Below are 25,917 nucleotides of genomic sequence, written 5' to 3'. Positions count from 1 at the left end.
GCTAGGCCCCCTTAAACGATGCTTTCAGCTCTTCATAGAGCCCGAAGAATTGCGCTTTTTTCACAAGCTCAGATCGCTGCATAATGCCGTCGGTAACAAACTCACCTTTAACGGTTTCGCCATAATGGGCATCGTCATAACGAAAACGATAAATCTCTTCCATCACCACGCTGTCGCCTTCTAGGCCGACGATTTCCGAGATGCTTGTGATCTTACGAGACCCATCGCGCAGCCTGTTAACCTGAACAATCATTTGAACGGCACTCACGATCGTTCTTCTGATCGCATCAAGAGGCTGATTCAGGTTCGCCATCATGACCATCGATTCAACACGAGCAATTGCATCGCGCGGCGTGTTGGCGTGCAACGTAGACATCGACCCATCGTGTCCGGTGTTCATGGCTTGCAGCATTTCGAACGCTTCAGATCCACGACACTCACCAAGAATGATGCGATCTGGACGCATACGAAGTGCATTGATTACTAACTCACGCTGAGTCACAGCGCCGGTTTGTTCAATACTCGAGGTGCGCGTTTCGAGTCGAACTAGATTGGGTTGTTGCAGACGCAGTTCGGCCGCATCTTCAATGGTGACGATACGTTCATCCTCGGCAATGTATTGAGATAGCGCATTGAGCAGCGTGGTTTTACCCGAGCCTGTACCACCAGAGATCAGTACATTGATGCGACAACGCGAAGCAATCATCAACACTCTCGCCATATCTGGAGACATCGACCCAAAACCAATTAAGTCTTCGAAACCGATGTTCTGCTCTCTGAACTTACGAATAGAGATCGAAGTACCATCCAACGAAATGGGAGGAATTACGATGTTCACACGGCTGCCGTCTTCTAACCTGGCGTCGACCGTCGGCGAAAGTTCATCGACACGTCTTCCGACACGTGAGGCAATACGCTTAGCAATGGCTAACAACTGTTCTTCATTCACAAACGAGACTTCGGACTTTTTCACCTTACCGTGTCGTTCAAAAAAGATATTGTTGGGCCCGTTGACCATGATGTCGGAAATAGACTGATCTTCGACCAAGGGCTGTAAAGGCCCTAAACCAAACAGTTCATCGATTAGGCTTTTCACTAACCCTGACTTCATCATCGAAGTGATCGGTCTTTGGTAGCTATTTGCTAACAAATCAACCGCTGCTTGTATCTGCGATTCAAGATCTCGACGGCTCATTTTCTGAACCGCTTCTGCATCTAGGGCTTCAAATATCTGGCCACGAAACGCGAGGTATAAGTCTTTGTTAGAACTCATTTAGCACGCACCTTTTTCAACCAAGAGTTCATGCCCTTCTGGTCCATAGGTTGACCATTAATCAGCTTCACCAACTGTTCCATAGAACGACTAATATGACGATCATGCTTATGCCCGCGTTTTCCATCGATAATGATGTGCGCCAACGCTTTGCAGTAGTCGACTTCGAGATCAACTTCTGCGCCTAGATACTTAATAAGATCAGGCTTTTGTAAAACGTAGGCATTTTCCGGGCGATGGTAGTTCACCAAAGTAATCACACGAGTGCGCGACGATAACGAAAGCTGTAAGTTAGAGACTTTTTCAAACAGTCGCTTTGCACTTCTTACTGAAGACACTGACGCGTCTAAAACCAACACAACCACATCAAAGTTTTCTACCAAGAGTTGAGGTTCAACTTTGAAATCCACACCACCAGAAAAGTCTTCGATAATGAAATTGGTGTTGCGCGCTAACAACTCGCACAAGGTTTGGTTGTAATTAAGAACATCGCTTTGGCTCATGTCACCATCAATCGCCAACAGTCGTAAATTCTTGCGAGCATTGATTAGGTAACTCAACGCCCCTTCTTCATCCATTTCATGCAATGGCGCAGTGAACTCATCAATGGTTCTCGGCGTAAACTCTTTGAGGCCGAGCAAAATATCAATGTTGGTATCGGCATATTGATGATCGACGAGAATCGTGTCCGAACCTTGTGTCGATAACAGTGAGCTCAACTCAGTTGTGATAAACGATGCGCCAACGCCACCTTTTGAACCGACAATCGCCACGCGCTTAGCTTTGCGTTTTTGACTCACACCAGAGAACGTCTTCAGGTTCTTGCTAACGTGGTTTAAGAAGTCAGCAAACTCCTGCTTATTTACCGGCCAGAACACGTAGTAAAAACCCATGTCTTTAAGAGAACGAAGCGTAGAAATAGCATCCTCTTTACCAATCACAACTACCCCTTTGTGTGTGGGTAGTTTGCTGGCAAAGGCTTTAGCATCTTCAACCACATTGGTCGATTCATTAAGTTCCAGTACAACGATATGGCTACTCTGTTGCTCTGTCAGCTTGGTTAAACCGGCTTTGGCTTTGACGCATGCGGGATCATTCCACCCTTCAAATCGAAAGACTTCTTGAACAAGGTCTAAACACTCTTGAGATTGATAGAACAAAGTACATCCGGCAACACCTGTCGTTCCGGTCTGAACTGGCTTGGCCTTTGTTGTTAATGCTTTAGTCAGGTCAAACATTATTGCTCTCCTACCAATCGAGACTTATAAGCCACTTGCTTCAAACGCATCGATTCAGCAAAGCAGTCTGGCTGCCTCAACCGAACGTGAATCTGTGCTGGCGCGCATTGTTGAGTCTTCAAACGCGTTAAGGTCACTTGAATCTTTAAGTCGCTTGGCAACAACTGAGCGTTTCGATACAAGACTCTTTGTGGTGCTATGACATGTGACGGATATTGATCGAAGATCGCCTGCAACATCTGTTTGCTACGGTTTGATTTGTAATCCACGACATAAGTAGCTTCTTTGTCCGTTGACTCAATATCTTGAATCAAAGCGGTAATCTGCTTGGTGGTTTCAGCACGGTTTTTCATCGCAAACTCAAAACTGTGGTGCTCTTTGTACACCAAGGCTTCAGCACCATGACCAACAAAATATTGCTCAGAGGCGCAGCCTAAAAGTGACGTGGTAAATAACGCCATTAATAGTAATTTTTTCATTGGATAAACCCTCCTTGCGACAACAGACGAATCGTTGCATCGGAAGATGTCACCGACTTTCCATCCCATTCGACGTTAAGCCAACGCGCCAATGTAGATGTCTTCTTGATGTAAGGCAGTTGAATGTCTTTCGGTTTCATCGGTTCAACAAGATTCACAGTGGCAACTATGATCAATTCAGTTCGTTTTCTTTCTGTGGTTGCTTTGCGGAATGCGGCGCCGAGTACTGGTATATCGCCCACAAAAGGGATCTTTTGCATTTTTTCCAAATCGGCACTGCTCATCAGGCCACCAAGAACGAAGCTATCACCATCGGCTAACTCAACGGTTGTCATCGCTCGTCGTGAAGCCAGTTGCGGTACTTTGATTCCTGCAGCTTCGACATAGCCTTCTACTTCGCTCACTTCTGGCGCGAGTTGCATGCGGATTCTGTCTTGGCTAAGCACTTTCGCAGTGAGATCGAGCTTGATACCAAACTCTTTGAAAGAGATGTTCACATTACTACTGGTAGACACGATAACCGGCACTTCACCACCAACCAGAAAGCTTGCCGACTCACCGGATAACACGGTCAAGTTGGGCTCGGCCAATACCTCTGCAATCTGGTCATTGCCTAATGCCGTGATTAACGTGCTTAGGTTTGCAGCGTCGAACTGGTCGAAAACAAATTCACCAACACTTGAACCTACGGAACTCCAATCTACGCCAACAGTTTGTCCAAATGATTCGGTGACTTGAGCTACAGATATTTTGACGTTAACCTGCTGGGTCGTTGCAACTTCAATGCGCTCGATGATCCCTTCCCACGTCATGTTGCGAGCAAACACCATGCTTTCGGGCTCTTCATAATTTGAGCTATCGGACTTAAACTCCAGCTTCACCGTTTTGTCCCATTTCTCTGTTTTTTCTCGTCCAAGCAGAGTGGCAACCAAACGATAGATGTCGTCACGAGTCGCTTCGGAATCAACAAGACCACTCACGGCGACTTGCTCTCCCACAGACTGAATCTTGACTTTGGCATCAGGGAAATGAAATTTGAGTTGACGTCTAATATCCGTTAAATCCAGATCAACAATAATGCGGTCTGAAAGCAGAACATCACCATCAATGCCATAGACGATCAGTCGTGATTGCCCAATAGCATTGGCGAACACAACTATCGTGTTGTCGTTGATTATTTTGTAGTCGACGATGTCAGGGTTATTAATAAACACTTGGCCAATCGGACTTTTTAACTGGATGTGCTGACCATCGTTGAGCGTGATAGAGCGATCGGCGGCAAAAGCGTTTGTTATAGAAAGTAAGCCAATCAGCGGCGCTAGAATGGAAGCAAACAGTACTTGTTTGATTCGATGGTGAATCATCATCACAAAGCCTCTCTCGGGTTGTTCTCGTTACCACGTAACTCAGCAATCCCTGTATAGTTATCGATAATATTGCGTACCTCTGCGAACTCGGGTTGCGTGTAGGTTTGGCTTCGGTAAATTTCGATGTGCATTGTTCGTTGTGCTAGCGCGAGTTTTGGTAACTCGTCGGGGCTAACTTCGATGACCACCGTCGTCAGTCCATCCTCTTTACTCGGAGCGCGAGCGGTAATAGAGCTATCGCCAGTTGCATCATTTCCAATGTTCAGTACTTTGACGTTTTTAAGAAACATCGACGCCTTCACCCCTCTAAAGCGCTTCGGCTTATCGATATTTCCAGCTAAGTTATCGTTCGGAGAACTTACAGTTAAGATATCGATGGACGTTCCAGGGCGGATGTAATCGTTGATTAGGTTTTTGTCACTGACTTTAAGTGGGTATAACGTCATACCTTCCGTGACCAAAAGATCGATGTATCCGGGCTGGCCGGGCGTCACTTGATATTCAGGCAGTACAACCTCACCTGCGTTAAGGCTACGATTGAGCAAAATGGAGGGTGAAAAGCTGATTTGTGCATCTTCTCTGACACCAAGCGTTAATGCTTCACTAAGAGGGAGTTGTTGTTTAACGACACCTTGCGCATCGATCGCACGTCCTTTTTCATAAGGTTCCGTGGTCATCCAAACAGCAACATGCTCTTCATTTTTTTCTTCCACCACTTCAGCGGTCGTTGTCGGTTGAGGTTCACTCTTCAACAAATCGACAACGCCTAGCGCGCCCACTATTAAGGCAGCAATGGCAACAAGTAATACCAGTCGAGATCTCATAATGTTCTCATTCTTGGAGGTTTAAATATGTGGCGTGTTTTGAGTTAAAATTACCAAGTAGAATCCAACGCTAATTGCTATCCCATATGGAATACCTTGTTGGTCGTTCGACGCTTTTCTTATTAGCTTTTTAGTTATCAGCTTGTTCTTTACGAGATAAATAACAGCTAAAAAACCGCCAGCAAAAGCCGTCATAACAAACGCCCAAAGTAAATCGTTGAGAGGTATGGTAAGTGATAGAACCGCGGCATATTTAATATCACCGGCTCCAATCCAAATCAGGGCGTAGACAATCAGCCCTCCCCCTAACACCAGTAAAAAACTCATAATTTGAATGTCTAACGGTGACAGAAAACATTGCAAAAAGAGTAATATCAGCAATGCGTGATTTTGTATCTTGCGATAGAGAAAATCGGTAACCGATACATAGACACACACGATTGCCAAAAGCAGTAAATATACTTCAAAACTCAAAATTGGAAATATTGCCTAAATTTATATGGATTGACGTAAACATGTATTAATTGGTATTCCCAATTAACTGAGCCAGACCAATGAAAACATAGGTCTGGCACAAATATCTTTCGATATATTCTACATTAGCCAATAAGGCTTGATGTTAGCTGCTAGCGCTGTCAATAGCTTCACCTACTTGCGTAAATGCTGCTTCTAGTTTGCTGATGAAACCGCCGTCAGCTACAGCAGTAGAAACTAATACAGCCATTGCTACTGCAATAAGACCATATTCAATTGCAGTTACTCCGCGCTCATCGTTCTTGAATTGTGATAGAAACATGCTTGTTTTAACGTATAGCTTAGTAATCATTATTATGTCTTCCTATAAGGGCTGTTGAAAATTCGTCGCCATTATAATTAGCACCACCAATCTATGGAAAATACCCCCTATCGATTCAATCTATAGGTCGTGTGAAAAATGATCAAAATAAACACCTTAAAAAATACCAACAGAAATACAAAGTCCATAAATGACAATCACTTACATTAAAAATCAGTTAAAAAACAAAATGAATATTTAAATTTATAAACTTGAAAAAATAAGACATAGGTCAATGTTTAACTTAATCCAAAATTTATATAAGCTTTGGAACTAGCCTAATAGATAATTCATCGATCTTTATTACTCCTTATAAAACATGTTGAAATACAATTATCATCACGCTATTGTTCTCCGAATCAACAAACCATAAAAAATATAATTTCTTTGTGTCAAAAGGTTAGTCGAATCATGAAACTACATTTCGAAAATATTGTTTCGTTCATAGCAGTAGTTGAAGAAGGTTCATTTAGCTCTGCTGCACGTAAGCTTGGCAAGTCTCAGTCAACGGTTAGTACCGCTGTGCAAAACCTAGAGTCAGACTTGGGTTTCAATTTATTTAATAGAGAACACTCTAAAGTCTGGTTAACTGAGAAAGGAAAACGCCTATTCCAATTATCTTTGCCTGTGGTATCAAAATATCGTGAGTTAATCACTATTGCAGAACAAATGAATCTATCCGACCAGATAGTTTACCGCGTGGGCATCGATCCATTAGTTTTCAACAAAAACGTAAAAAAGGCATTGTTGGCATTTTCAGAGGCTTTTCCTAATGTCGACCTACTTGTTGTGACTAAACCAAGTTTCGTTTTAGGTAATTACGTTAATGAAGGAAAGATCGACCTAGCGTTAGGTAACCCCTATCACAAGACAAATAACGATTTTAATATAGAAGAGCTTTTTCACGTCAACTGTTGGTGGGTGGCCCACGAAGACTTGGTATCCTTGAAGTCTCACGCGCCATCTCAACGCGTTCTATTAATGGATGGCTGTGAAGAGCTGCTGAACTTGTCGAACATCGCCTCATATAATCTATGGCGACTGGATGATTTAGCCACCATTATCGAACTGTGCAAAGCTCAAAAAGGCATTGCTTTTTTACCGGGGTTTCTCATCGAAGGAAACGTAGAAGACAGTAAACTTAAGGTGATTACAGATCACCCCGATTTCTTTGGCAAGCGAGTTATTGCATCCCTTTTCTGGCAAATACATTCTGACTTTAGCTTGTTTAATCAATGGATTAAGGACGAGCTGAAGACAAGTTCCAGTTATAAACAAACATTTATTGCTGACTTAGCCCAATAATGTTCTATTAAAATCATGACAATCACACTCTATTGCACTCTCCCGCTTCGAGTGTGATATTTCAATACGATGACTCATCCTAATATATATCTAAAATAAACATACGAAATACTAATACCAAGACCGGCATGCATTAACCAGCATATGCACTGGTATTTTTTCATTATTTAGCCTCACATGTTTTTGTGATTAAATCTAATTAAAAACTAACCTATTAAACGTATTCGATATTTAACCTATGACTTCGTTTGTCACTAAATATCGAAAAGAACCGCCTAAACCATACACACAGAAAAATCCACCATAGTAATGACGTTGAATATCAGAATAGCTTTACAACCATTACGTTAGACTAATTCCAGCTATCCGATTTTTTCACGATGATATCAACAATATCCGCCAGCTCTTTTCCTTTTTTGGTCAGACCGTAATATACCGTCACTGGAACGGTTTCTTCTTGCCTACGCCAAATGAAACCTTCCTTGCTAAGTAACTTCAGCCGCTCACTAAGTACTTTACTCGACACTAAAGCCAGCTGCTTTTGAATCTGTCCAAAACGTATCTCGCTACTCTGACCTAGCAACCAAACAGTGTGAGCAGTCCACTTCGTAGAAATCAGTGTCAAATATTTATCAGCGCTGCAGTAACCTTCAGGTTGCTTACCCTGTTCACTCATATCCACCTCTTAGATTATCAATTGTAACAATTGCATAGTTACCTAAAGGTAATTAGTTACTTTTAGGTAGCTAATTCCTTTTAGTAACCACCCTATCTATTATGGCTTCAACCCAAAACACAAACAAGCAGGTGGTTCCATGAAGATACTTCTATTCATAGTTTTAAACTTAATAACTTTCTATTCTTACGCATCAACAGATTACAAAAAACCGCAGTCGCCAACAGAACTGCACCAACTTTTCGCGGAATACTTTTCAAAACAAGACATAGACGGACTAGGCACTCTGTTCCATCAAGACGCCATATTCGTCCTAGATAATCAGGGTAACCTTGCTAGAGGATCCAAGGCTATCAAGCCTATATTGAAAAGTTACTTTCAAGGTGACGTTGAAATGCTAACCCATGATGTGTCTATCCATATTAACGGTAATACGGCTCTCATAAGGTCTGATTGGGAGATAGTTGGAGGCCCCAAAGGAACCGCTCTGGAAGTTATGAAGTATATAGATGGAGGCTGGCTATACGTTATTGACAACCCAAATGGATTTTAATTGGCCATTGCACTTTAGAGTACTGAAGAACACAATCTAAAAGCTTTGCAGGCAATAAATTTCAGACACAAAAAAGCCCACACTAGGTGGGCTTTGCTGATTGTTCATACAGAACGAATTTGGTGCGCTACTGGACTCGATTATCTAACCTATCAGTTTGACTAAAATAAAGATTGTAAAATTCGCGTATTAAAGTGTTACTTAAGTGAAAACTGACCTTCTTGAGCCTTGTTACCATCCAATGCCAGCTCAAATTAGCTTCAAACTATCGCGATTTAGGTTTAGGTTTAGGTTTAGGTTTAGGTTCAGACAAGCACCCCATCTACCTCAATTGTAATACCACTATTGACACTATAACTCGCACCGGCTTTGGCACCATCAGAGTGCACTTTGATTTTTTCCACTATATCTGGAACTAAACGCCCTTCTAACGTTTTATGGAATGCACTTAATGACTGACGTACGAAGTCTTTCGTCAATTTAGGTGTCAATTCAAAATCATTCTGACGCCACTGCCCCTCATCTTCTAGGCCCATGCTTTTATACAAACGCACGTCGGCTTTCATTGAGTCTAATACTTCTAAATATTCACGCGTTTGGTCAACTTCATCTTCAAATTCTCGTCCCAACGTTTCCGTTCTCATGTTTTTTTTGACGAAGAACAAGTAAATCGCTAGAGCTTTAGCTGTAAGTTTTACAGGCACACCAGCCACATCTAACGTCTTATCCTTGGTCGAAATTTTTACTTTAATTTCCGAGCTATGTGCACTATTCAAAGCTGATACAGTTTTTGAAAACGAATGGCTTTGCATTTGGTTGTAAATTGACTCATCAACTTGACGACGCATTCTTACAAACGGGATTTCAGCCAGGGTGACATTAGCGTCCTTGGTGTTTACGACCTTTTTTTTATCTCTCCCGACGATGTACTTGTCGTAAGGAGTTGGGTAATAAAATTCACTCACAAACTCAAAATCATCGTCTACGAACACATGACTCAGCACATCTTGCTCACGGCCATACAAAGACATTGCGTAGCCCATGTAAAAAGCCATTGTCTTTCGTCCGCCAGCAATTGAAGCATGAATCGCAACATCGTCATTGCGAGTCAACTCCTCTACTTTCTGTGTAATAAAGTCAGCCATGACGACTTGGTCTGCTTCGGCCTTTGCATCATCTAACACATTGCCTTCTTCATCAGAGATCAACCAAATATTGTCAGAACTAAACTTAATTTCTGGAAGTTGATAATCTTGTATTAACTTGTTCCAATGACCATCTTGAAATAACCCTTCTTCTAGCGTTAGCTTAGAGTTAGCGGTAGTAATCACAAACACTTCATCAGGCATTGTTTTACCTTGATGATTCAATGCAAACAACGTTTCAGTTAGGACTTGAGGACTTGCGCCTGTTACGGCTACCAAGATATTTTTCAAAATAGGCTCACTAAGTTATTTGGTCTTGTATGAAAAAGAAGGACTTAATAGTTATGCTATCGTCTAGATACCATAAAATTCGTCACCATCTGTTTGGTCTGTCTCCTGATTGATAATCTTTCCACAGCCTAAACAATCTGGGGTTAAGTCAGTTGGCATCATGATTATCAAACCACAGTGTGGGCATAGATCACCTTGTGTTAGCATTCACTTAGCTCCCCAAACGCTACAATGTAGCTACCGCCCCAGCCAGTATTGTGCTCTATACAAACACCATTACGAACTTTCAGCATGCTACAAAGCTGCTCTACCGTAAGTTCAACATCAGAAATATCAAAACCAGCAGCTTGAGATAGTTCATTGTTGATATAAACAAACTCACCAGCTTCTAAACAAAAACCGAATAGAAACGTCGGATCTTCCTCAAGCTTATCCCAACTCTGCACCCCCTCTCCTGCAGTTTGAATTCCAGAAAACGGGGCGAACAGCGGTGTCTCATCACCTTGAATTTTTACCAATTGTATTGTCATATGCGCTAAACCCTTGTTTATTCAGACGCTATGATAAAAGTTAGATAATTCAAGTTGGTATTCTTAAGCTTATGAACTCGCTCATACACTGTAATTAATGTACTTCAAAACCTTCTGCCGCTGGCTCACCTTGATACAAGCTCTCAGATATCATTTTATCGAACTCATCGACATCAACATCGAACAAGCTCCAAAATGTGTTGAACGACTCTCTAGAATAAGGAAATAGATACAGAGCACTCATTGTGGCGAGGTCACCGTCGTCCGTATGAGACAAGATTGACTTACAGACAGATAACTCTGAATTCAATAAGTTAATTTTCGTGTCATTTAGATCTGATTCATTAACACCTAACGAATAGTACATAGAGACCCGAGCTGTATAGTTAGTCGATGACACACTAATCCGGCGCTCCGTCATTGGGTTGTCAAGTCAGTGGCTATTCATACAGTAGCTAAGAAGTTTACTTACAAAATCTATAGATAAAAGACACTAATCGCACCCTTAGCCACAGTGATACTTTTGTCATATACAAACCAAAAAAGAACAAACTCATTAACAAAACATCTACTAATTGGTTACCAGTTAGCCGTGCTAAGCTAATGTTTAGTACAGCTATTAAGGCCGAGTCAAGAGACACAACCAATACAATGCCGATAATAAGTTCAATGACAAAATTGCCGCTCGATTCTGCTTCTCTCATCAATCTTTACTTTTCAAATAACGTTTCAGCGGTGGCCACACCATCACAATCGCGGTAACTAGAGTGATACTTCCGGAAATAGCCCAAAAGGTTAGATTCATTTGTTCTTTTGTCAATGCCATAATTGTGGCTATAGAACTGGCGGGGACGAGCAAAGCAGCCACAAGTGATACTAACAACAAAACCGTATTGGATGATTCGTCTTTCTCTTGCTTCCATAATGCATGGTTATGCTCCAGCTCGACGAATGCTTTTTGTTCTATTAACTCTAAATCTGCTTGGCAGCACAGATATTGATACAATCTCTCTGCGAAAGGGTAAGTAGAGACATGAGACATTTTATACGATCGTCTAAATAGGGATATCCGTTCGTAAAGCCTCGCTCTTTGTTTGTTCGGGCTTAAAATCATCTCATCTTTAAAACGACCGAGCGTTGTTCGTTGGCAAATTACCGCGGCTAACAAATCAAGATAGTACTGGTTCGTCGCTAAGTTCCAGTTTAGTGATGATTCTCCTGGGGTTTGATCTACAAAAACGAGACGATTCAGATTAAATTGACACCGCCAATCAGACCAGTAGTGAAATTGGTTCTCGATAAGCCTCTGTTTTTCGTTTTCAGAGAGCTTATATCTAGGATTAGAAAAATTAATTCCAGCGCTAAGCTCACTCACACAAATAGCGTCAGATTGATCGAAATTACTTACTTGTTTAACCCAAGAACAACTAACAAGCTCATGACCAAAAGCATCTTCTTCATAGTGGCTGTTATTGTCTAGAGGAAGGCTTAGTATGTCGCTAATGTGCTGTTTTAACCCTTTCTTTTGTTGTTCTGAATCCTCCCATAGACAAACACTATGCCTTTCCGTTCTCGGCTCCCATTGAAAAACCGTTCTATTGAGCTCAGCAATACTAGATGCACTTAGGCTATCACTAGATTCAAAATGCAAATAAAGCAGACTCACCTCGCCCATTTGGAGAAGCTGTAGCTTGGTAATACAGACCGAAAACTTGTGACTAAGTGATTGTTGATTAGGTACCAAAGATAACAATGGGCTATCACTCATTTTAGCTTCGAACACATAGCGACCTTGTTTCATTGGCCTTAACAAATCGGCACTAGCTCGAGTATAGAAGCGTCTTATATCTTTAATTTCGGAGTCTTGTAAATCTTCGCTCCAATGCTTCCAATTTCCTGAGCTCACAAGATCTAAAAATGATTTCTTTGAGATAAAGAGCGGTAAAAATCCCCACCCCTGCCATTTATACTCAGCCATTAAGCTTCAACCGCCTCTGTCTTAGGTAAATTATTACTGATCCTAGCTATTGAATAGCGCTCAGCAAGTACACGCACATGCTCTATCTCTTCCACTGATAGTGTATTTTCAATGTAAGCACTCAGCTTTGAATAAGGTCTTTCGTCTCGAGGAATTGTCATATACGAATCACATAAATCAGTGTATTCCCTTAGGTTAGATGCATCCTTTTGTAAGTCTTCCTCAAGAAGACAGTAACGAATGGTCAAGCCAGAAATACTTGATAACCTCCCCCAAGCTTTCAAGCCAATAGGCTTAGCAGGTAAATCTAGAGTCCCACACATAAGGATGGCTTTCTGCCCTGACTCTAACCCTTTTGACAACCAATCGAGATTTGCTCGCGTAATATTTACAACTGGAAGACCGAACTCATCAAGCGTGACTTCTCCATCTCCAAAAGAGACTTTTTGCCTTTGGTGAAACTCGTTTAAATTACCTATGATATTTTCGTCATTTAATGCCGTAACTGTCGCCAATATTCCCTCTAAATCATATTCAACGCAAGTTTCTCCAAATGCCACAATCGCTCTTTGAGGCTTATTTTTGCCGACTAAAAAGACTCTTGTTTGAAGATAACCAGATGAGTACCCAATAATCTCATCAAAGGATAATGCTTCGTCGGTAATACCAAGTGCTCTTTTCGAACTAACCTTTGATAGGTCTAATCCTTTAAGGTTAACTAATTGAGACTCTTCTAAGATATGGTTCGAGCTAATCGTACGTGTAAAGTCGCTAGAGCGAAGCTTATCTACTTCGGTGTAAGGCAACTTGTACGCATCTTTCGGCAGAAGTTGTTCTGAAACAGCACAATAGCGATAGGCTCGCTGCACGGTGCGAATTGGTACACCATGCTCAAGCGTCTCCTCCCCCAACGCTGTTAATTTAAACCTTCCATCAATAAAAATAACAAAGGAACGACCTGCCATTTCACTTAAATGCTTTGTAACAAGCTTTTCTGCTAAACCAGTCAAAGTTACGATAGATTGAACAGAACTGATACCTTGCTCTATCAACTTGAAGATCATTAAATCTATATCACTTAGCTCCTCTCTACTTCGCTCTTTTACCAATATTTTCACATTTAGAATCGGCAACAGACTATCTCGAACATAAAAGAGCGTTTCATCAGATCCGATCTGAGAATTTAGTACTTCAGCGTAGCTCCTCAAGACATTGAAGTAAGGATTACTATTTGTTTTCTTTTTAGCCATTTTCACTTACCAACATTGTTTTAGAGCTAGGATTGTGTGTCGTTCTATATTTGTTTTGAACGTTTGGGCGTTTAACGGCCTTTTCGTTTGGCAGAAAACGGCTCGCTTGGATTAGTGCCCCTTTCTCATAACACTGACTCTTCAGCAGCACCATCGCTCTCTTGAATTCCACATCATGAGCACTCTCTCGATCTGCACCTTTAGTCAATGTTTGAGAATCACCGATCATTACAAGCTGCTTCTTAGCTCGTGTTTGAGCAACATTAAGTCGGCGCCAATCCGCAAGGAATCCGACCTTACCTTGTCGATTCGAACGCGTGAATGTGAATATGATCAAATCTCGTTCTTGCCCCTGGAAACTATCTACAGAAGCAACCAGTTCATTTAGTGGCATCTTGAGTTCCAGTAGCTCACCACGCTTTTGTTCTCTGCGTATTGCGTTCTGGATGGCTTTCACGTGATTTGCGTAGGGAACAATAACCCCTATCTCTCGGTTTTCAGCAAGTTCTGGCATCTCCTGAATTGAAGACTTAAGAAGCTCAATAACTAGGTTTGTCTCACAAACGTTGTCTTGCACCACCGCTCTGCCGTCTTCCGATGTCGACTTTTCACCTTTATTTTCTAACCAAGTCGTGTCTATCCAAATCATCGGCTGTGGGCAATATGACAGTAGCGGTTTTTTCTTATCCATACCGACACCAGCAAAATAGTTGCCCTCATAAAAAGCTTCCGAGACAAAATCACTAATAATGGAAGGACAGCGGAATTGTGTATCCAGCATGATTTTTCGGTCGTCCGGAGCGGCATTCCATAGGTGCTCAAACCAACTGAGTCGATAAAAGTCTTTGTAGTCACCGAAGTCTTTAGCTTCGACTTCTTCCAGTACTTCATCACTGACGACAGGCGGTAACTGCTTATGATCCCCGACTAATATCGCTTTATTGGCTCGGGACAAAGGGACAATCAAGTTGTGTAGTTGTATCTGACCAGACTCATCTACGATCACAACATCAAAGTCGAGTTCTCTAAATAGGGCTTTGGTATTGATACCAATACAAGTAGCACCAACCACGTTTACGTTTTCGATTAAGATTTTATACAACGCCTGTTGACGCTCGGTTTTCAATTTATTGAACCACTTCGTGAGGTTGCTATGAATACCCGAAACTTTACGCAACAGTTCATCCAATTGAACCAGTTCTAATTTCGTTACTCTGTCCTCAGCCTGCCCTGGCAGAACTACCTCATCAACTAGGGAAGTTACCTTTCTAAAGTAACCATCAATCTGTTGATTACAGCTTTCAATAAGCTGTTGAGCTTCCTCTATAGACTTCTCTGTACTGGCAATAGAGGCCATAGTCGTTGTCCGTGATTCGCTAAGTTTTCCGGACTTTATATGAGCACTTTCTATACGGCCATTGATTAGATTGGTCTTTTTAGTATTTATCCATCGAGAAACAGACTTAAAAATCGGCCACTCTTTTTGCTCAATTTCTTTTAATTGAGCATTTAATCGACGAATAACATTGTCGTGAGAAAGAATATGCGATTCTATTTCAGCCAACTCTACGTGTAAGCTTTTCTGTCTATTAATATGATGGATGTGATCACTTTGAGCTTTATCTGCATTATCCATTTTCGCAATAATTTCATTTCTACTCGCAAGCAGTTCATGGATATAAGTGAGTTGAGACTCTAGGTTTTTCAGTGTCTCATCGGCTGAACTGAACATACGCGCTTGCAATTCAGCGGCTTTATTATCGAGTGTAATGTCCTCCAAGCAAGAGCTGATTTTATTTTCGTTGCCTATACGTAAACACTCAAAATCGTCTTCTTCAGCCAAACGTTCTAGAACATTGTCGACCGCTTTATTGTTTTGCGATGTCACAAGAACACGTTTACCCTGCGCCGCGAAGTACTTCACCCACTGAAGAATAACCGTGGTTTTACCTGTGCCCGGAGGCCCTAGAACCAAAGTGTAATCATTACTACCAGCACCACTATCAATCGCTTTGACTTGCGACTGTGTCGGTGGAAATTTACTTGGAGGTAATGGAACCTTAACTGGGGTAAGAGGCTCATGTTGATACACTTTAGCGGCTAAAGGTAACAACCATGGGTTTTTGGATGACTCTGACTCTAAAGAATCTACAACGGAATTTCTTACCTTCTTTAACGTCGGTAGAGCCGCAATAGCCAAAAGCGCTTGATCTGGTATTTGTGAATTTAACGCTTGTTTCTCGATGCTAACGTGAATGATAGGTTCATTCTCTACAGGGGTGAGATCCGCCACCTCTAATAATATATCTGTTGGCTCTCGCATTTCGTCGAGCATTTCAAGCAGCGTTGGTTGTACTTCAAGTAAGCGGGAATAATCAAATTCATCTAACGTAATTTCATAGTGAAGACGGTAGGTTGTTCGTTCACTTCGAGCGCTGATAGAGGTCGCATTGAAAGGCATACATTGCTGAGCCGCAATTCTTTCGAGTTCATATTCAGAGTCAATGAAACAGCGCAACACATCGACCATCTCTTGCTCTTCGTAGCAAAGCGCCTCCTCTTCTGCTTGTTCTGGTTCTAGCTCCTCACCCTCCACATTCCATGGAGAATTGATTGCATCGAGCAACTCGGTTGCGTACAAACCATACTTAAACCTCACATCACGCGCTTCCAATCCATTGCCAAATTCGCGGCCCGTCAGAAACTCAATGCCATCAAACTCGAGCAAAGTCCCGTGCTCCAGCATGCGCTGACGGTCTTGGTTGTTCGCATAGTAAATGCGACTCACCCAAAGCCTAGGTTTTTCCTCACTCTTGGCAACATTAATTGTGATTTTATATTTACCAATAAGTAAGGTGACGATGACGGTATCTTTCGGCTTAAATGAAGAAGCCCAAGCTTTGTTAGTTGACTTTAGTTGGCTTATAACCGCCTCTTGACCTTCACCATTGTCAGGCCAGTTTTTATCCAGATAATTATTTTCCAAACGATACAATAGAGGAAGAACGGAACCATATTTAGCTGATTTATCTTCCGGCCAAAAAGGCACGGTTTGATTGTATGCAGACATTACGATTACCCCTTGCTATTGATTTGCTTAGATGCCTCTTGTAAGGCTTTGACGATAGTAAATACTTGTTTACTGCGCTGACTACAGTCGAACGTTAACCCCTGCTGCAATGCATCACGGAGCTTTGATGGTATAGAGGTAGGCAATTGAATGTTCATCTCATCCCAATTCGAATTATCAAAATTTGGCTGAAGTACCAATGGTTGGCCCGTCAACAAATAGTGAATAAGTTGGCAGAATGAAAAAATGTCCGACGACTGTGTGAGGCTCACGTGTCTCACAAATTCTTGCTCCGGGGAGCGATAATGTGCTGTCCCTTCCTCAAGGTAGCGCTTTTGGTTGGACAAACCAAAATCAATAAAACTAACTCCAGCGACATTCTGATTTTTGTCGCTGTGCACAATGATATTTTCTGGTTTTAGGTCTCGATGGGTAACACGATAACGATGAAGTTCAACCAACTTCCAACCAATTTTCTCTGCCAAGCGCAGGCGTTGTGCAAATTCTCTACGATTATTTGGTGCCACCGTTACAAACTCATTAAGAGGCTTACCTTCAACCCAGTCCATAAGAAGATAATGCTTCTTTCCTTCTTGCCAATATTGATGGCACTTAGCTGCAACACCAAACGGCAAACGGTTCAGAGCAACAATCTCATTTTTAATGGCTTTACTAGCTTTAAGATCCTCGACCTCAATCTCTTTTAACCCGTAATACAAACCAAGCTGAGGCAATTTGACGCGATAAAAAGCACGTTTCGTCGCTTCGCACTGATAGATTACCTTTTCCTTGGGGTATTGTTTGGTATAGCCATTTGTCGTCATTTCCATGTCTTTAAGACCTCTATCACTTGCTCAATTGTTGGGCGGTATTTAGGTGTAACGTGAAGTATTCTCTGCCAAAACTCAGCATATTGTCCTGATAGCTCTAGCTTTTGGCACAGCTGTTTCCAATATGCTGGGCGGCGCCCCTTACTGACTAATTCTTTCGTCGATTGCTCAAACGGCAGTTCCCCACTTAACGAATAAAACACGACTAATCCCAGACTAAAAATATCGGAAGAAAACGTTAAAGACTGACCAGGTTCATTTACTTCCGGCGCTTGGTACTTCTGCTCGAACGTTCTTCTAGCATTTAGGGGCAGTGTCGCAACCATTTCTTGCTGACATAACTCGAAATTTATCAACATTGGCTCGCTTCGTTCGGTGACACGAATATTTGATAAGTTAATGGCTCGATGAATAATCTCGGGGTCACCCACGCTCTGAATCTGTTGGATGGTTTCTGCTAATTCAATCAGTAGGTTGAGTTTCTCTTCTCTTGTAGGGTTCGCACTAAGCCATTGTTCAAGTGTTACAGCTGGAGCTTTTTCAACGAACACATAAAACTTGTCTTCAAGCAATTCCTTATCTTGATAGCGTTGAACCCCATCCACTCGGCTTAAGCGCTTAAGCACTAGAGCTTCTCGGCCTAAGCTCTTGAGCTCGGTTTGGCGATGTACAGCACTTAAGTGATCCAAATTAAAGCACTTAGCCCAAACCTGTTCGTTAAATAGAACGGCGTTGTAAACGGTAAAGTAATCTGTTGATTCCGACTCAACCGCTTCCAGCTCTACTTCATAATCTCCAACGGTGATGGCACCTTGATACTGTTCAACAGGAGATGCCGTCAGTTCCTGAACTAACTGATTTATTTCTGATTCAAACAAACGCCGTTTTGGTTTTTTACCAAATCGAGAGCGGCAGAACTTAACGAGTAGCGAAGATACCTGCTCGGTTTGCGCAACCATAACTTCACCCATATCCATAAAAGGAGCCGAAACCGTTTGACCATCATAAATACACTCAACATTGGCGTTACGATTCGTAAACAGTACTAAACCAGTATTTTTTAATTCTGGCAGCAACGCTTTTAACTCAGGTAGATCACCAAACCTTCTTAACGCTTCTCTAAGCTTAGTGACCGGATTCGAGAGGTAAGTACGCCCCATATCATTATCGACCAACAAGCTGTTTCGTTTGTTCGTGCACATATCAACTGCCATGTTGCCGTGATGATCTTTCAATTCAAGCGGGATCACACCAAACGGATAAATAAGCAGTCCATCAAACAAACGGGATGAGTTTTCACTTAAGATCGGAGGGCAAGAGACAATTCTAAAACCTTCAAAAAGCGGTTGTGTGAAAAGTTGTGTTGCTAATTCAGCTAAGCCTCGGCGTTCATGTAAACGCTCTTCTTGAGCCCCGATAAACGGATTGTATGGCCAGTCATTTGCTACAAAAGAGTGTGAGTTCGCCATAGGAAAAATAAGTGCTGACCAGTCTTGGTCGACAACCGCCGGAAGCAGTTTTTTTTGCAGTTGACCACTGCTTAGAGCATCAGAGGTTAAGTTAAGCTCGCACATCATTTGGCTGCTTAAACCGTCGCTGGTTAAAATAAACTTCGAAATCCCATCATTATCAAGGTTCATGTGATGAACGATAGGCGTGACTTCACTTCCAACAACAGAAATAGGTTGTGATTCAAAACCATGAGATTCGGCTCTTTTAACCCCCTTTTCAACTCGATAAAGCCGAATATTTCCTACCCAATACAATTCAAACTGTTTTGCCTTCTGAGTGATAATGCCAAAGGTAGATTGAACCCCATTGTTGAAAAAGAGTTGATGCAGTTCTTCTATCACTTGTTCCGCGACAAACAGCTCATTAGTTTGATTCACGGTTAACCAACTACTTAGTAGGTCTATACCCCTCGCAACGTCGCAACCCGATACCAGGTCTGCGATAAGTGCTTGACGCCCTGATTGATGAATCCAAGTAAAATCGCCAATATTGTCTTTACCGGATACATCCTTAAACTGTAATTCCATAATATTTATCTAAGCCACTGTTTTATTATTCGCCCAAACTTGTGCACATTTCTGGATGCTTGTTTTGATACTCGTCGATGCACGCTTTGGTCTCTCTATATTCTTTTAAACCGCACAAACTGATGCTTAATCGATCCGACTGCAGGCCTTTTTCAGGTGCCGTTGAAAAGCCTTGCCCCGCTTTTATTGCCGCTTTGTCACTCAGTAAATATCTATCGTGTATAAACCCATGTGGTACACGGATATAATTCACCAACGGTAAATCAACCATTGAAGCTTGATACTCGCGTTCAAAAACACCTGATAAATTACTGCAATCCATTGTGGTCACGATACTCACGCTGCGGACACCTGCGTCTATTGCCCTACGCAAAATAGCTTTGAGCAATGCATTACCTGGGAGTTTAAAATAGGGATCCGCAATGATTAGTTCTTTGCCCACATTCAGTAGTGGAACAGTCACATCTAAGATATTGTGCTCGGTTTTATCGATCCAAAGTGTTGGAGGAATCGACCAACTCGTGTCTCCATCAATGATCTGCTCATAATTGATATGTTCTGCGCCCGCTTGCTCTGACACAACGGCGTTGAATGCTCTTAATGAGTGTTGTGATGTCATCCAATTGAGCCAATTTTCATACCCACTCTGTAGTGTTGAATCTGCTCGATCTTTCGGTAACACAATGAAAGGATTGGCTTTATCTCGCTGCAACTTATTAAGAAAATTAGTCACGGACTTTTTCTTAGTTGGCGCAATATCAGAAGCCTTAACACTTTGATACGCCTCCCTAACCCACTCTTTAGTTGGAGCTACCAGATACCGACCATTTTCAAAACCAAAGGCACTTTTAAGCAATGCATAATAGTGATACTCCGACATACAGTGAGGGTCGAGTGCTATCTCCTTGTACATTAGAAAAGCTCCTCATCTCTTTCATCAAAGAAACCACTCGGCCAACCTATTTCTAAGTCACCATCATCGGTAAGCAGTGTTTTATGTGCCACGACTCCTGCATCAGAAGATTCTAGATAGATAATAGAGAGATCCGCTTTGCTAACTGGCGTAAAGCCACTTGGCAACGCTTGATCTGTCGTTTCTCTGATACGGCGAAGTAAGCGCAGGATTAAATGCTCACTGTGAGTTTCAATTAAGTAATGGTTTTTACTGTCTGTTTGGGTTAGCAAATCACCTAATGAAACTTGTGCTTTGGGATGTAAATGCAATTCAGGTTGCTCGCAACAAATCAGGCCACGCTTGTTAGACTCTGCCGCAACCACCAAGGGGAAGACTTGTGAAATGCCGGCACCAACGTCACTTGCTGAAACCTCAATATCATTTGAAAGGTCCCACAAGGTAACCACGTCTTGTTGATACTCTCGTGAAGAAAAAAACTTATGATTGACACCTTCGCTCGACGCTTCATCCAGTTGTCTACGTGTGAAATCACTAAACTTATCGCCATCACTGATATAGTCGATCCGCCCTTGCTCAGACTTTTCAACCAAGGCATAACCAAGGTCAAGCCAATCACGGCCTGCCATCCAGCGGTTAACTCGATGAACCACCTCCATATCGGCATTGAAAATGGTGTCCCAACTCGCCTTACCCGAGTACCAATCCTTTTGAATCACCTTATCTTCAGCATCGAAAGTAGAATCAGGAATTTGTCTTAGTGGTCCAATAGCAACGCTGTCTGAAAGAACATCGTTTAGGTTGGCGAGCGATGCGACAATCACATCACTAAAAATTTCCTCGATTCTGCGAGTAATCAAGTCATGTTCGGACTCTAAGCTCGTTTCTAGCCTTTTATCTAGCCTTGGCAGCGCACCTGATCGAGATTGAAAGTGAAACGGCGCGTGAAGAAACATTTGTTGACTATTCGGTAACGATACATCTATTGGGGTAGAGGTTGACGCTTCTAAAACATGGTGATGAAATTCACCACATGATCCATCTTCTCGAGAAGCCGTTTCTGTATCATCTTCGTCATCCGTTTTAAATAAAGGATGAAGATAGTTAACTCGGCTCACTTCAGCGTTGTCGTTCGGCTTGGTGTTCTTCACTTCCAGAATGAACTCGTTGTCTAACCACACAGATTGGCGGTAGACAAACGCTGTTTTTTCAGCGTGAGACCACTTGATTTCAAACTCAATCGCGACCTCGTCGGCCCATTCACTAGGGCTACTCATATTGAGTAAAGGTTCAGATACGGACTCACCCAACTGAGCCGCTTTTTGATGTAAACCCTCAATAAACCAAGTGCTATCATCGAAACTGTGTCCTGCCTGGTTTTTTGGTTTCTGGTACTCAACCTTAATCACCATGGTTTTAGAGAGATCTTTACCGTTAATAAGGTTCTTAAAGCCGCCAACGTATTTATTACCAAGCGCTTCAATTCTCTGAGGGTCACATTGACCCTTATTGATAACATGCTGTAAGTAAAACAGAGCCATAAGGACACTGCTCTTACCGACACTATTTGGGCCGAACAATAAGGTGACGGGTGCAAACTCGATAGTTTGTGTTTGCTGGAATGAGCGGAAGTTGGTTAGAGATAGCTTGGTGATATTCATGTTCAGCGGTAATCATTAACTTTAAGTGGTTATGCCGATACAAATCAGCGAGTTAACTCATACTATTATCATCAAATTGCATATATTTATAGAGCTGACATCACATATACAAATTAAAGATTGAGTCAATACTATTTAGTGAATGATGGACTGCAAATCTCAACATTGATAACAACACAAAATGGTTGGATTGCTATTGTTTAGGCATAACGATGATTTGGACACCTAGTCTTCTAACATGCCGAGTGATGAGGCTCTATATGAAATATATCTTAGCTATTCTTTTTCCTGCCATCGGCCTCATGATTGGCTCGCTGGCCATACCTTTCGGGATCTTCATCGGAGTGTTTAGCTACTTTTTCGTCTCTCACATGACTGAGACAAACGACTTCCCCCCTATGGCTTCAACTTCCGATTCAGCTTCAGACAGTGAACATTCAGACACCACGCCCGATAACGACCAAGATGATCTGTTTGAATCCGACACTATTGAAAGAACTTTGTTTTCACAAAACACCACAACGTTCGATGACAATGAAATTAACCCTGCAACGGGGTTACCTATGATCGGTGGCATTGGAGGTGTGGATGTCGAAGGCAATCCATTCGGCATAGGTTCATCAGATAGCTTTGATAATACCAGTCTCTTTGACGACTCAATCAGTTCACTGAGTGACGATAGCATGAACAGCAGTTTGTTCGACGACAGTACAAACAGTTGTTTCGATGATTCTAGCCTATTTGACGATGATGGTTTTGGCTGTGGGAGTTCAAGTTTTGATGACCCGTTTTCGTAACTGAGCGTGATAGTCATTAAGGGTTTGAGCAGGATTGACAATAAAGGATGGTCATTGTTGTTGATAGCAATGCTGAAGAACCTCAGCATTGCTAGTTTGAGGGTTTATTTAGGGCTTGGTTTAAAGTTCGCCAGAGAAGGCTTTTTGGGAAAGTGAGCTAAATAACTCCTCAGCATCAGTCAACTGTACGTTAAACTTATCAATAATTGTCTCTAATCTCACCATATGAGCCATTATATCTTGTTGTTGAGATAGGCTAGGGACTGGAACTGTGAAGTTGTTTAGCAACTCCAAATTAACGCCTGTTTGACCTGCTGTTCTTTCTGAGTTCGCTACAATTACGTCATGATATGCAGGTAGCTGCAACAAATAAAAAATAAAGCTTTTCAAAAAGCTATCATTTTTGGGTGAGGCCTTCATCAAGGCTACATTGTATGAACCACTTAAACCTTTTAATATTTGAAAAACAGGTGGACCGTAACGAGCAATCATGACGTCGTCTACGTCAAAAATCCTTCTCGCCTTATCTTCTGGGATATAAGTTTTATATTTATCAGTCTTAAAGTCTCTGATTTGTATTAATCTCACATAACCCTGCTCTGGTTCATACTTAAATGTACTTTTTGGCGGTTGGTGACCGCCTTTAAACTCTATCACATCGCCCATACGCTTGGTTTCCCACCCTTTCGGGTTTGAAACCGGATCACCAAACATATCCAAAAAGACGCTGCGTAGGAACTCATCGGCTAGGTCGATGGCTTGCTTGCGCTTTTGGCGAATGGCATCAGCTTTATCTAAAATGGCTGCAATGCGTTTTTGTTCGGCTAATGGTGGGAGTGGGATTTCAAATTCGGCAAAAGTCGACTTATTAACAATAGGCATGGTAGTCGAGCTTGATGCAGAAATTAACTTCGGCTTTAATGTCAGACAATAATAGTAAACATATTTTGGATCAGCTTTTGAAGTATCGACAACTAGACTGTTAATTTGCTGGTTAGATGCCACTTTCTGATTCGTATAGCCTACTTTGCCTATCGTTGCTCCGATACAGCAAACCATTACACTTCCTGCTGGGATACATCGAACGGTGGCTGCACCTTCGCGAGTTAATGTTCTTGCAGTAGTTGTAACCTCACTTACAACTCCTAAATCGCCAGGTGTAACAAAAGGCACTTCACCATCAAAATATTCTGTATTTTTTTTAGGTGTAGATCCAGTTACAACGTTGGCAATATCTTTGAACTTAACTAAAGGCCAACTCATAGCATCCCCTCCAACTCATTCAAGTCAGCGAGAATCTCATTCTCAAGTGTTTTCAGCTTACCAAGAATCACTTTAGGGTCTTCATACACTTCTTCCTCATACACCACCTCTTTGTAGCGGTTGATAGAAAGGTCATACTTTTGCGCTTTAATATCTTCCGCCGATACCATAAAGGCTTTTTGCGTTTTATCACCAAACTCTGCGGTTAGTGCATCAGTATCGTTCGCTTGGTATAACTCGCTGTAACGCTTCCATTTTGCCAATGCTTCTGGAATGTCATTGTCTTTGATAGGGTTACGCTTATCATCCAGTGAGTAGCCGTCTGCCTGCATGTCATAGAACATAACATTGTCGGTGCTACCGCCTTTGGTGAAGATAAGAATACCAGTAGAGACCCCAGCGTATGGCTTAAATACACCGCTAGGTAGCGAAATCATGGCTTCTAGTTGGTTATTGTCAATCAGCTCTTGACGCAGGTCTTTGTGCGCCTTTGAACTACCAAACAAGACACCATCAGGCACGATGGTTGCGCTGCGACCACCAAGCTTAAGCATGCGCAAGATTAACGCCACAAATAGCAGCTCTGTTTTCTTGGTTTTTACCATTGAGAGCACTTGTGGGTTTACCGACTGCTCATCTAGGCTACCTTTAAATGGCGGGTTAGCTAGAATTTTGTCGAAGAAGTTCTCTTCTTGAGCTTTGCCTGCAAAGTTCTTATTCAAGCTGTCTTGGTACGTGATATTGGCAGAGCTTACACCGTGTAGCAGCATATTCATTGCCGAAACGCGTAGCATGGTGGTGTCGAAGTCAAAACCCCAGAACATCTTGTTATTAATGTGATCTTGGTATTCGTGCAGCATGTCACCGGTATAAACGTTGTTGCCGTCTTCATCCTGGTAAATGCTTTCTGGGCTAGTGTGAGTACGCGTTAGGTATTCCATCGCGCGAGACAGGAAGCCCGCGGTACCACACGCCGGGTCACAAATCACATCTGTGGGTTGCACATCCAGCATTTCAACCATCATATCGATGATATGACGAGGCGTACGGAACTGACCGTTAATGCCGGCAGAAGAGAGCTTACTTAACAGGTATTCGTAGATATCACCTTTCACATCACTCTGTTCGAGCGGAAGCTTATCAACCATTTCAACAGCAGATAGCAGTACCGACTCACTGCGGATCTCCACGTCAGCATCAGCCATAAACTGTGCAATGTCTGAGCCGTTTAGCTCGATTTGTGAGAAGTGCGGGAATACGTTATTACGCAGGTGAGGAAGCAGCTCTGCACCCGACATGTTTTTGAAATTCTGCCAACGGAGTAACTGACCTTCTGGCGTTTCTGGGAACTGGCGATTAAACGGCTTACCTGTCCGTTTAGCCTTTTTCTCTGCCGTGGTTTCTTGCATATCTAGCATGCGAGAGAACATTAGGTAACTGATCTGCTCAATCACCACTAGCGGGTTGGTTACCCCACCCGTCCAAAACTTTTCCCACAGACCATCGATATCGTTACGTAATTGACCAGTTAGCATAATGCGCTCTTCTTTTAGTGACTGTTAACTTTGCAAACGACAAAGTTAAGAGGTGTAGATTATGA

At 42.2% G+C, this 25,917-nt stretch carries 23 protein-coding genes; 3 read left to right on the top strand and 20 right to left on the bottom strand.

Annotated elements, in window-relative coordinates; all coding sequences use genetic code 11:
• Position 1: 1 nt before the first annotated feature.
• The 7 genes from AC3CID_RS07460 to AC3CID_RS07430 form a co-directional block, all read right to left on the bottom strand.
• Positions 2–1,273, bottom strand: a complete 1,272-nt coding sequence (locus tag AC3CID_RS07460; RefSeq protein WP_017075057.1) for a TadA family conjugal transfer-associated ATPase — start codon at positions 1,271–1,273, stop codon at positions 2–4.
• Positions 1,270–2,511 (bottom strand): CpaE/TadZ family protein, encoded by a 1,242-nt coding sequence (locus tag AC3CID_RS07455; protein WP_237290510.1) that lies wholly within the window; start codon positions 2,509–2,511, stop codon positions 1,270–1,272. Before AC3CID_RS07455 ends, AC3CID_RS07460 begins: the two co-directional genes overlap by 4 nt.
• Complete coding sequence (locus AC3CID_RS07450) at positions 2,511–2,990, bottom strand: hypothetical protein (RefSeq protein WP_488527202.1); 480 nt, start codon at positions 2,988–2,990, stop codon at positions 2,511–2,513. Before AC3CID_RS07450 ends, AC3CID_RS07455 begins: the two co-directional genes overlap by 1 nt.
• The gene (locus AC3CID_RS07445; protein WP_065205317.1) at positions 2,987–4,357 is read right to left on the bottom strand and encodes a type II and III secretion system protein family protein; all 1,371 of its coding nucleotides are present in this window, start codon (positions 4,355–4,357) and stop codon (positions 2,987–2,989) included. The genes AC3CID_RS07450 and AC3CID_RS07445 overlap by 4 nt, the downstream gene beginning before the upstream one ends.
• Entirely contained in the window at positions 4,357–5,181 is an 825-nt protein-coding gene (gene cpaB / locus AC3CID_RS07440; protein WP_065205318.1) for a Flp pilus assembly protein CpaB, read from the bottom strand. The genes AC3CID_RS07445 and cpaB overlap by 1 nt, the downstream gene beginning before the upstream one ends.
• Before the next feature lie 21 nt (positions 5,182–5,202).
• Positions 5,203–5,655, bottom strand: coding sequence for an A24 family peptidase (locus AC3CID_RS07435; RefSeq protein ID WP_065205319.1), 453 nt, complete (start codon positions 5,653–5,655; stop codon positions 5,203–5,205).
• 145 nt (positions 5,656–5,800) lie between these two features.
• Complete coding sequence (locus AC3CID_RS07430; protein ID WP_065205320.1) at positions 5,801–6,007, bottom strand: Flp family type IVb pilin; 207 nt, start codon at positions 6,005–6,007, stop codon at positions 5,801–5,803.
• 420 nt (positions 6,008–6,427) lie between these two features.
• Between AC3CID_RS07430 and AC3CID_RS07425 the strand changes: the two genes are divergently transcribed.
• Positions 6,428–7,321, top strand: a complete 894-nt coding sequence (locus AC3CID_RS07425; protein WP_065205321.1) for a LysR family transcriptional regulator — start codon at positions 6,428–6,430, stop codon at positions 7,319–7,321.
• Positions 7,322–7,673: 352 nt separating this feature from the next.
• Here the strand turns inward: AC3CID_RS07425 and AC3CID_RS07420 are convergent, their stop codons facing one another.
• Positions 7,674–7,997, bottom strand: a complete 324-nt coding sequence (locus AC3CID_RS07420) for a winged helix-turn-helix transcriptional regulator (RefSeq protein WP_065205322.1) — start codon at positions 7,995–7,997, stop codon at positions 7,674–7,676.
• Between the two features lie 139 nt (positions 7,998–8,136).
• On the opposite strand from AC3CID_RS07420, the gene AC3CID_RS07415 reads away from it, so the two are divergent.
• Positions 8,137–8,550, top strand: a complete 414-nt coding sequence (locus tag AC3CID_RS07415) for a YybH family protein (protein WP_065205323.1) — start codon at positions 8,137–8,139, stop codon at positions 8,548–8,550.
• A gap of 305 nt (positions 8,551–8,855) precedes the next feature.
• On the opposite strand, the gene csm6 is transcribed toward AC3CID_RS07415, so the two are convergent.
• The 10 genes from csm6 to AC3CID_RS07365 form a co-directional block, all read right to left on the bottom strand.
• Positions 8,856–9,986 (bottom strand): CRISPR-associated ring nuclease Csm6, encoded by a 1,131-nt coding sequence (csm6, locus tag AC3CID_RS07410; RefSeq protein ID WP_065205324.1) that lies wholly within the window; start codon positions 9,984–9,986, stop codon positions 8,856–8,858.
• A 200-nt stretch (positions 9,987–10,186) separates the two neighbouring features.
• Positions 10,187–10,516: a hypothetical protein gene (locus AC3CID_RS07405; protein WP_065205325.1), complete on the bottom strand. Its 330-nt coding sequence runs from the start codon at positions 10,514–10,516 to the stop codon at positions 10,187–10,189.
• Between the two features lie 94 nt (positions 10,517–10,610).
• On the bottom strand, positions 10,611–10,883 hold the full coding sequence (locus AC3CID_RS07400; protein ID WP_065205326.1) for a hypothetical protein: 273 nt from the start codon (positions 10,881–10,883) through the stop codon (positions 10,611–10,613).
• A 336-nt stretch (positions 10,884–11,219) separates the two neighbouring features.
• The gene (locus AC3CID_RS07395; RefSeq protein WP_065205328.1) at positions 11,220–12,494 is read right to left on the bottom strand and encodes a hypothetical protein; all 1,275 of its coding nucleotides are present in this window, start codon (positions 12,492–12,494) and stop codon (positions 11,220–11,222) included.
• Positions 12,494–13,744 (bottom strand): hypothetical protein, encoded by a 1,251-nt coding sequence (locus tag AC3CID_RS07390; RefSeq protein WP_065205329.1) that lies wholly within the window; start codon positions 13,742–13,744, stop codon positions 12,494–12,496. Before AC3CID_RS07390 ends, AC3CID_RS07395 begins: the two co-directional genes overlap by 1 nt.
• On the bottom strand, positions 13,737–16,814 hold the full coding sequence (locus tag AC3CID_RS07385) for a DEAD/DEAH box helicase (RefSeq protein WP_065205330.1): 3,078 nt from the start codon (positions 16,812–16,814) through the stop codon (positions 13,737–13,739). The genes AC3CID_RS07390 and AC3CID_RS07385 overlap by 8 nt, the downstream gene beginning before the upstream one ends.
• 5 nt (positions 16,815–16,819) lie before the next feature.
• Positions 16,820–17,644: a serine/threonine protein kinase gene (locus AC3CID_RS07380; protein WP_065205331.1), complete on the bottom strand. Its 825-nt coding sequence runs from the start codon at positions 17,642–17,644 to the stop codon at positions 16,820–16,822.
• Positions 17,635–19,683: a protein kinase family protein gene (locus AC3CID_RS07375; protein WP_065205332.1), complete on the bottom strand. Its 2,049-nt coding sequence runs from the start codon at positions 19,681–19,683 to the stop codon at positions 17,635–17,637. Before AC3CID_RS07375 ends, AC3CID_RS07380 begins: the two co-directional genes overlap by 10 nt.
• A 25-nt stretch (positions 19,684–19,708) precedes the next feature.
• Positions 19,709–20,596 carry a hypothetical protein gene (locus AC3CID_RS07370; protein WP_065205333.1) on the bottom strand — a complete coding sequence of 296 codons (888 nt, stop codon included), beginning with the start codon at positions 20,594–20,596 and terminating at the stop codon, positions 19,709–19,711.
• A complete protein-coding gene (locus AC3CID_RS07365) occupies positions 20,596–22,257 on the bottom strand; it encodes an AAA family ATPase (RefSeq protein WP_065205334.1) in 1,662 nt (553 codons plus the stop codon). The genes AC3CID_RS07370 and AC3CID_RS07365 overlap by 1 nt, the downstream gene beginning before the upstream one ends.
• A gap of 260 nt (positions 22,258–22,517) precedes the next feature.
• Here AC3CID_RS07365 and AC3CID_RS07360 point away from each other — a divergent pair, with 260 nt between their 5' ends.
• Complete coding sequence (locus tag AC3CID_RS07360) at positions 22,518–23,054, top strand: hypothetical protein (RefSeq protein WP_488527201.1); 537 nt, start codon at positions 22,518–22,520, stop codon at positions 23,052–23,054.
• A gap of 120 nt (positions 23,055–23,174) precedes the next feature.
• On the opposite strand, the gene AC3CID_RS07355 is transcribed toward AC3CID_RS07360, so the two are convergent.
• Positions 23,175–24,317, bottom strand: coding sequence for a restriction endonuclease subunit S (locus AC3CID_RS07355; RefSeq protein WP_065205336.1), 1,143 nt, complete (start codon positions 24,315–24,317; stop codon positions 23,175–23,177).
• Entirely contained in the window at positions 24,314–25,852 is a 1,539-nt protein-coding gene (locus tag AC3CID_RS07350) for a type I restriction-modification system subunit M (protein WP_065205337.1), read from the bottom strand. The genes AC3CID_RS07355 and AC3CID_RS07350 overlap by 4 nt, the downstream gene beginning before the upstream one ends.
• Positions 25,853–25,917 lie beyond the last annotated feature (65 nt).

The organism is Vibrio sp. QJM3NY_21 (assembly GCF_057785975.1).
The sequence above is the reverse complement of the archived record's forward strand: the minus strand, read 5'-3'. Positions and strand labels throughout refer to the sequence as shown.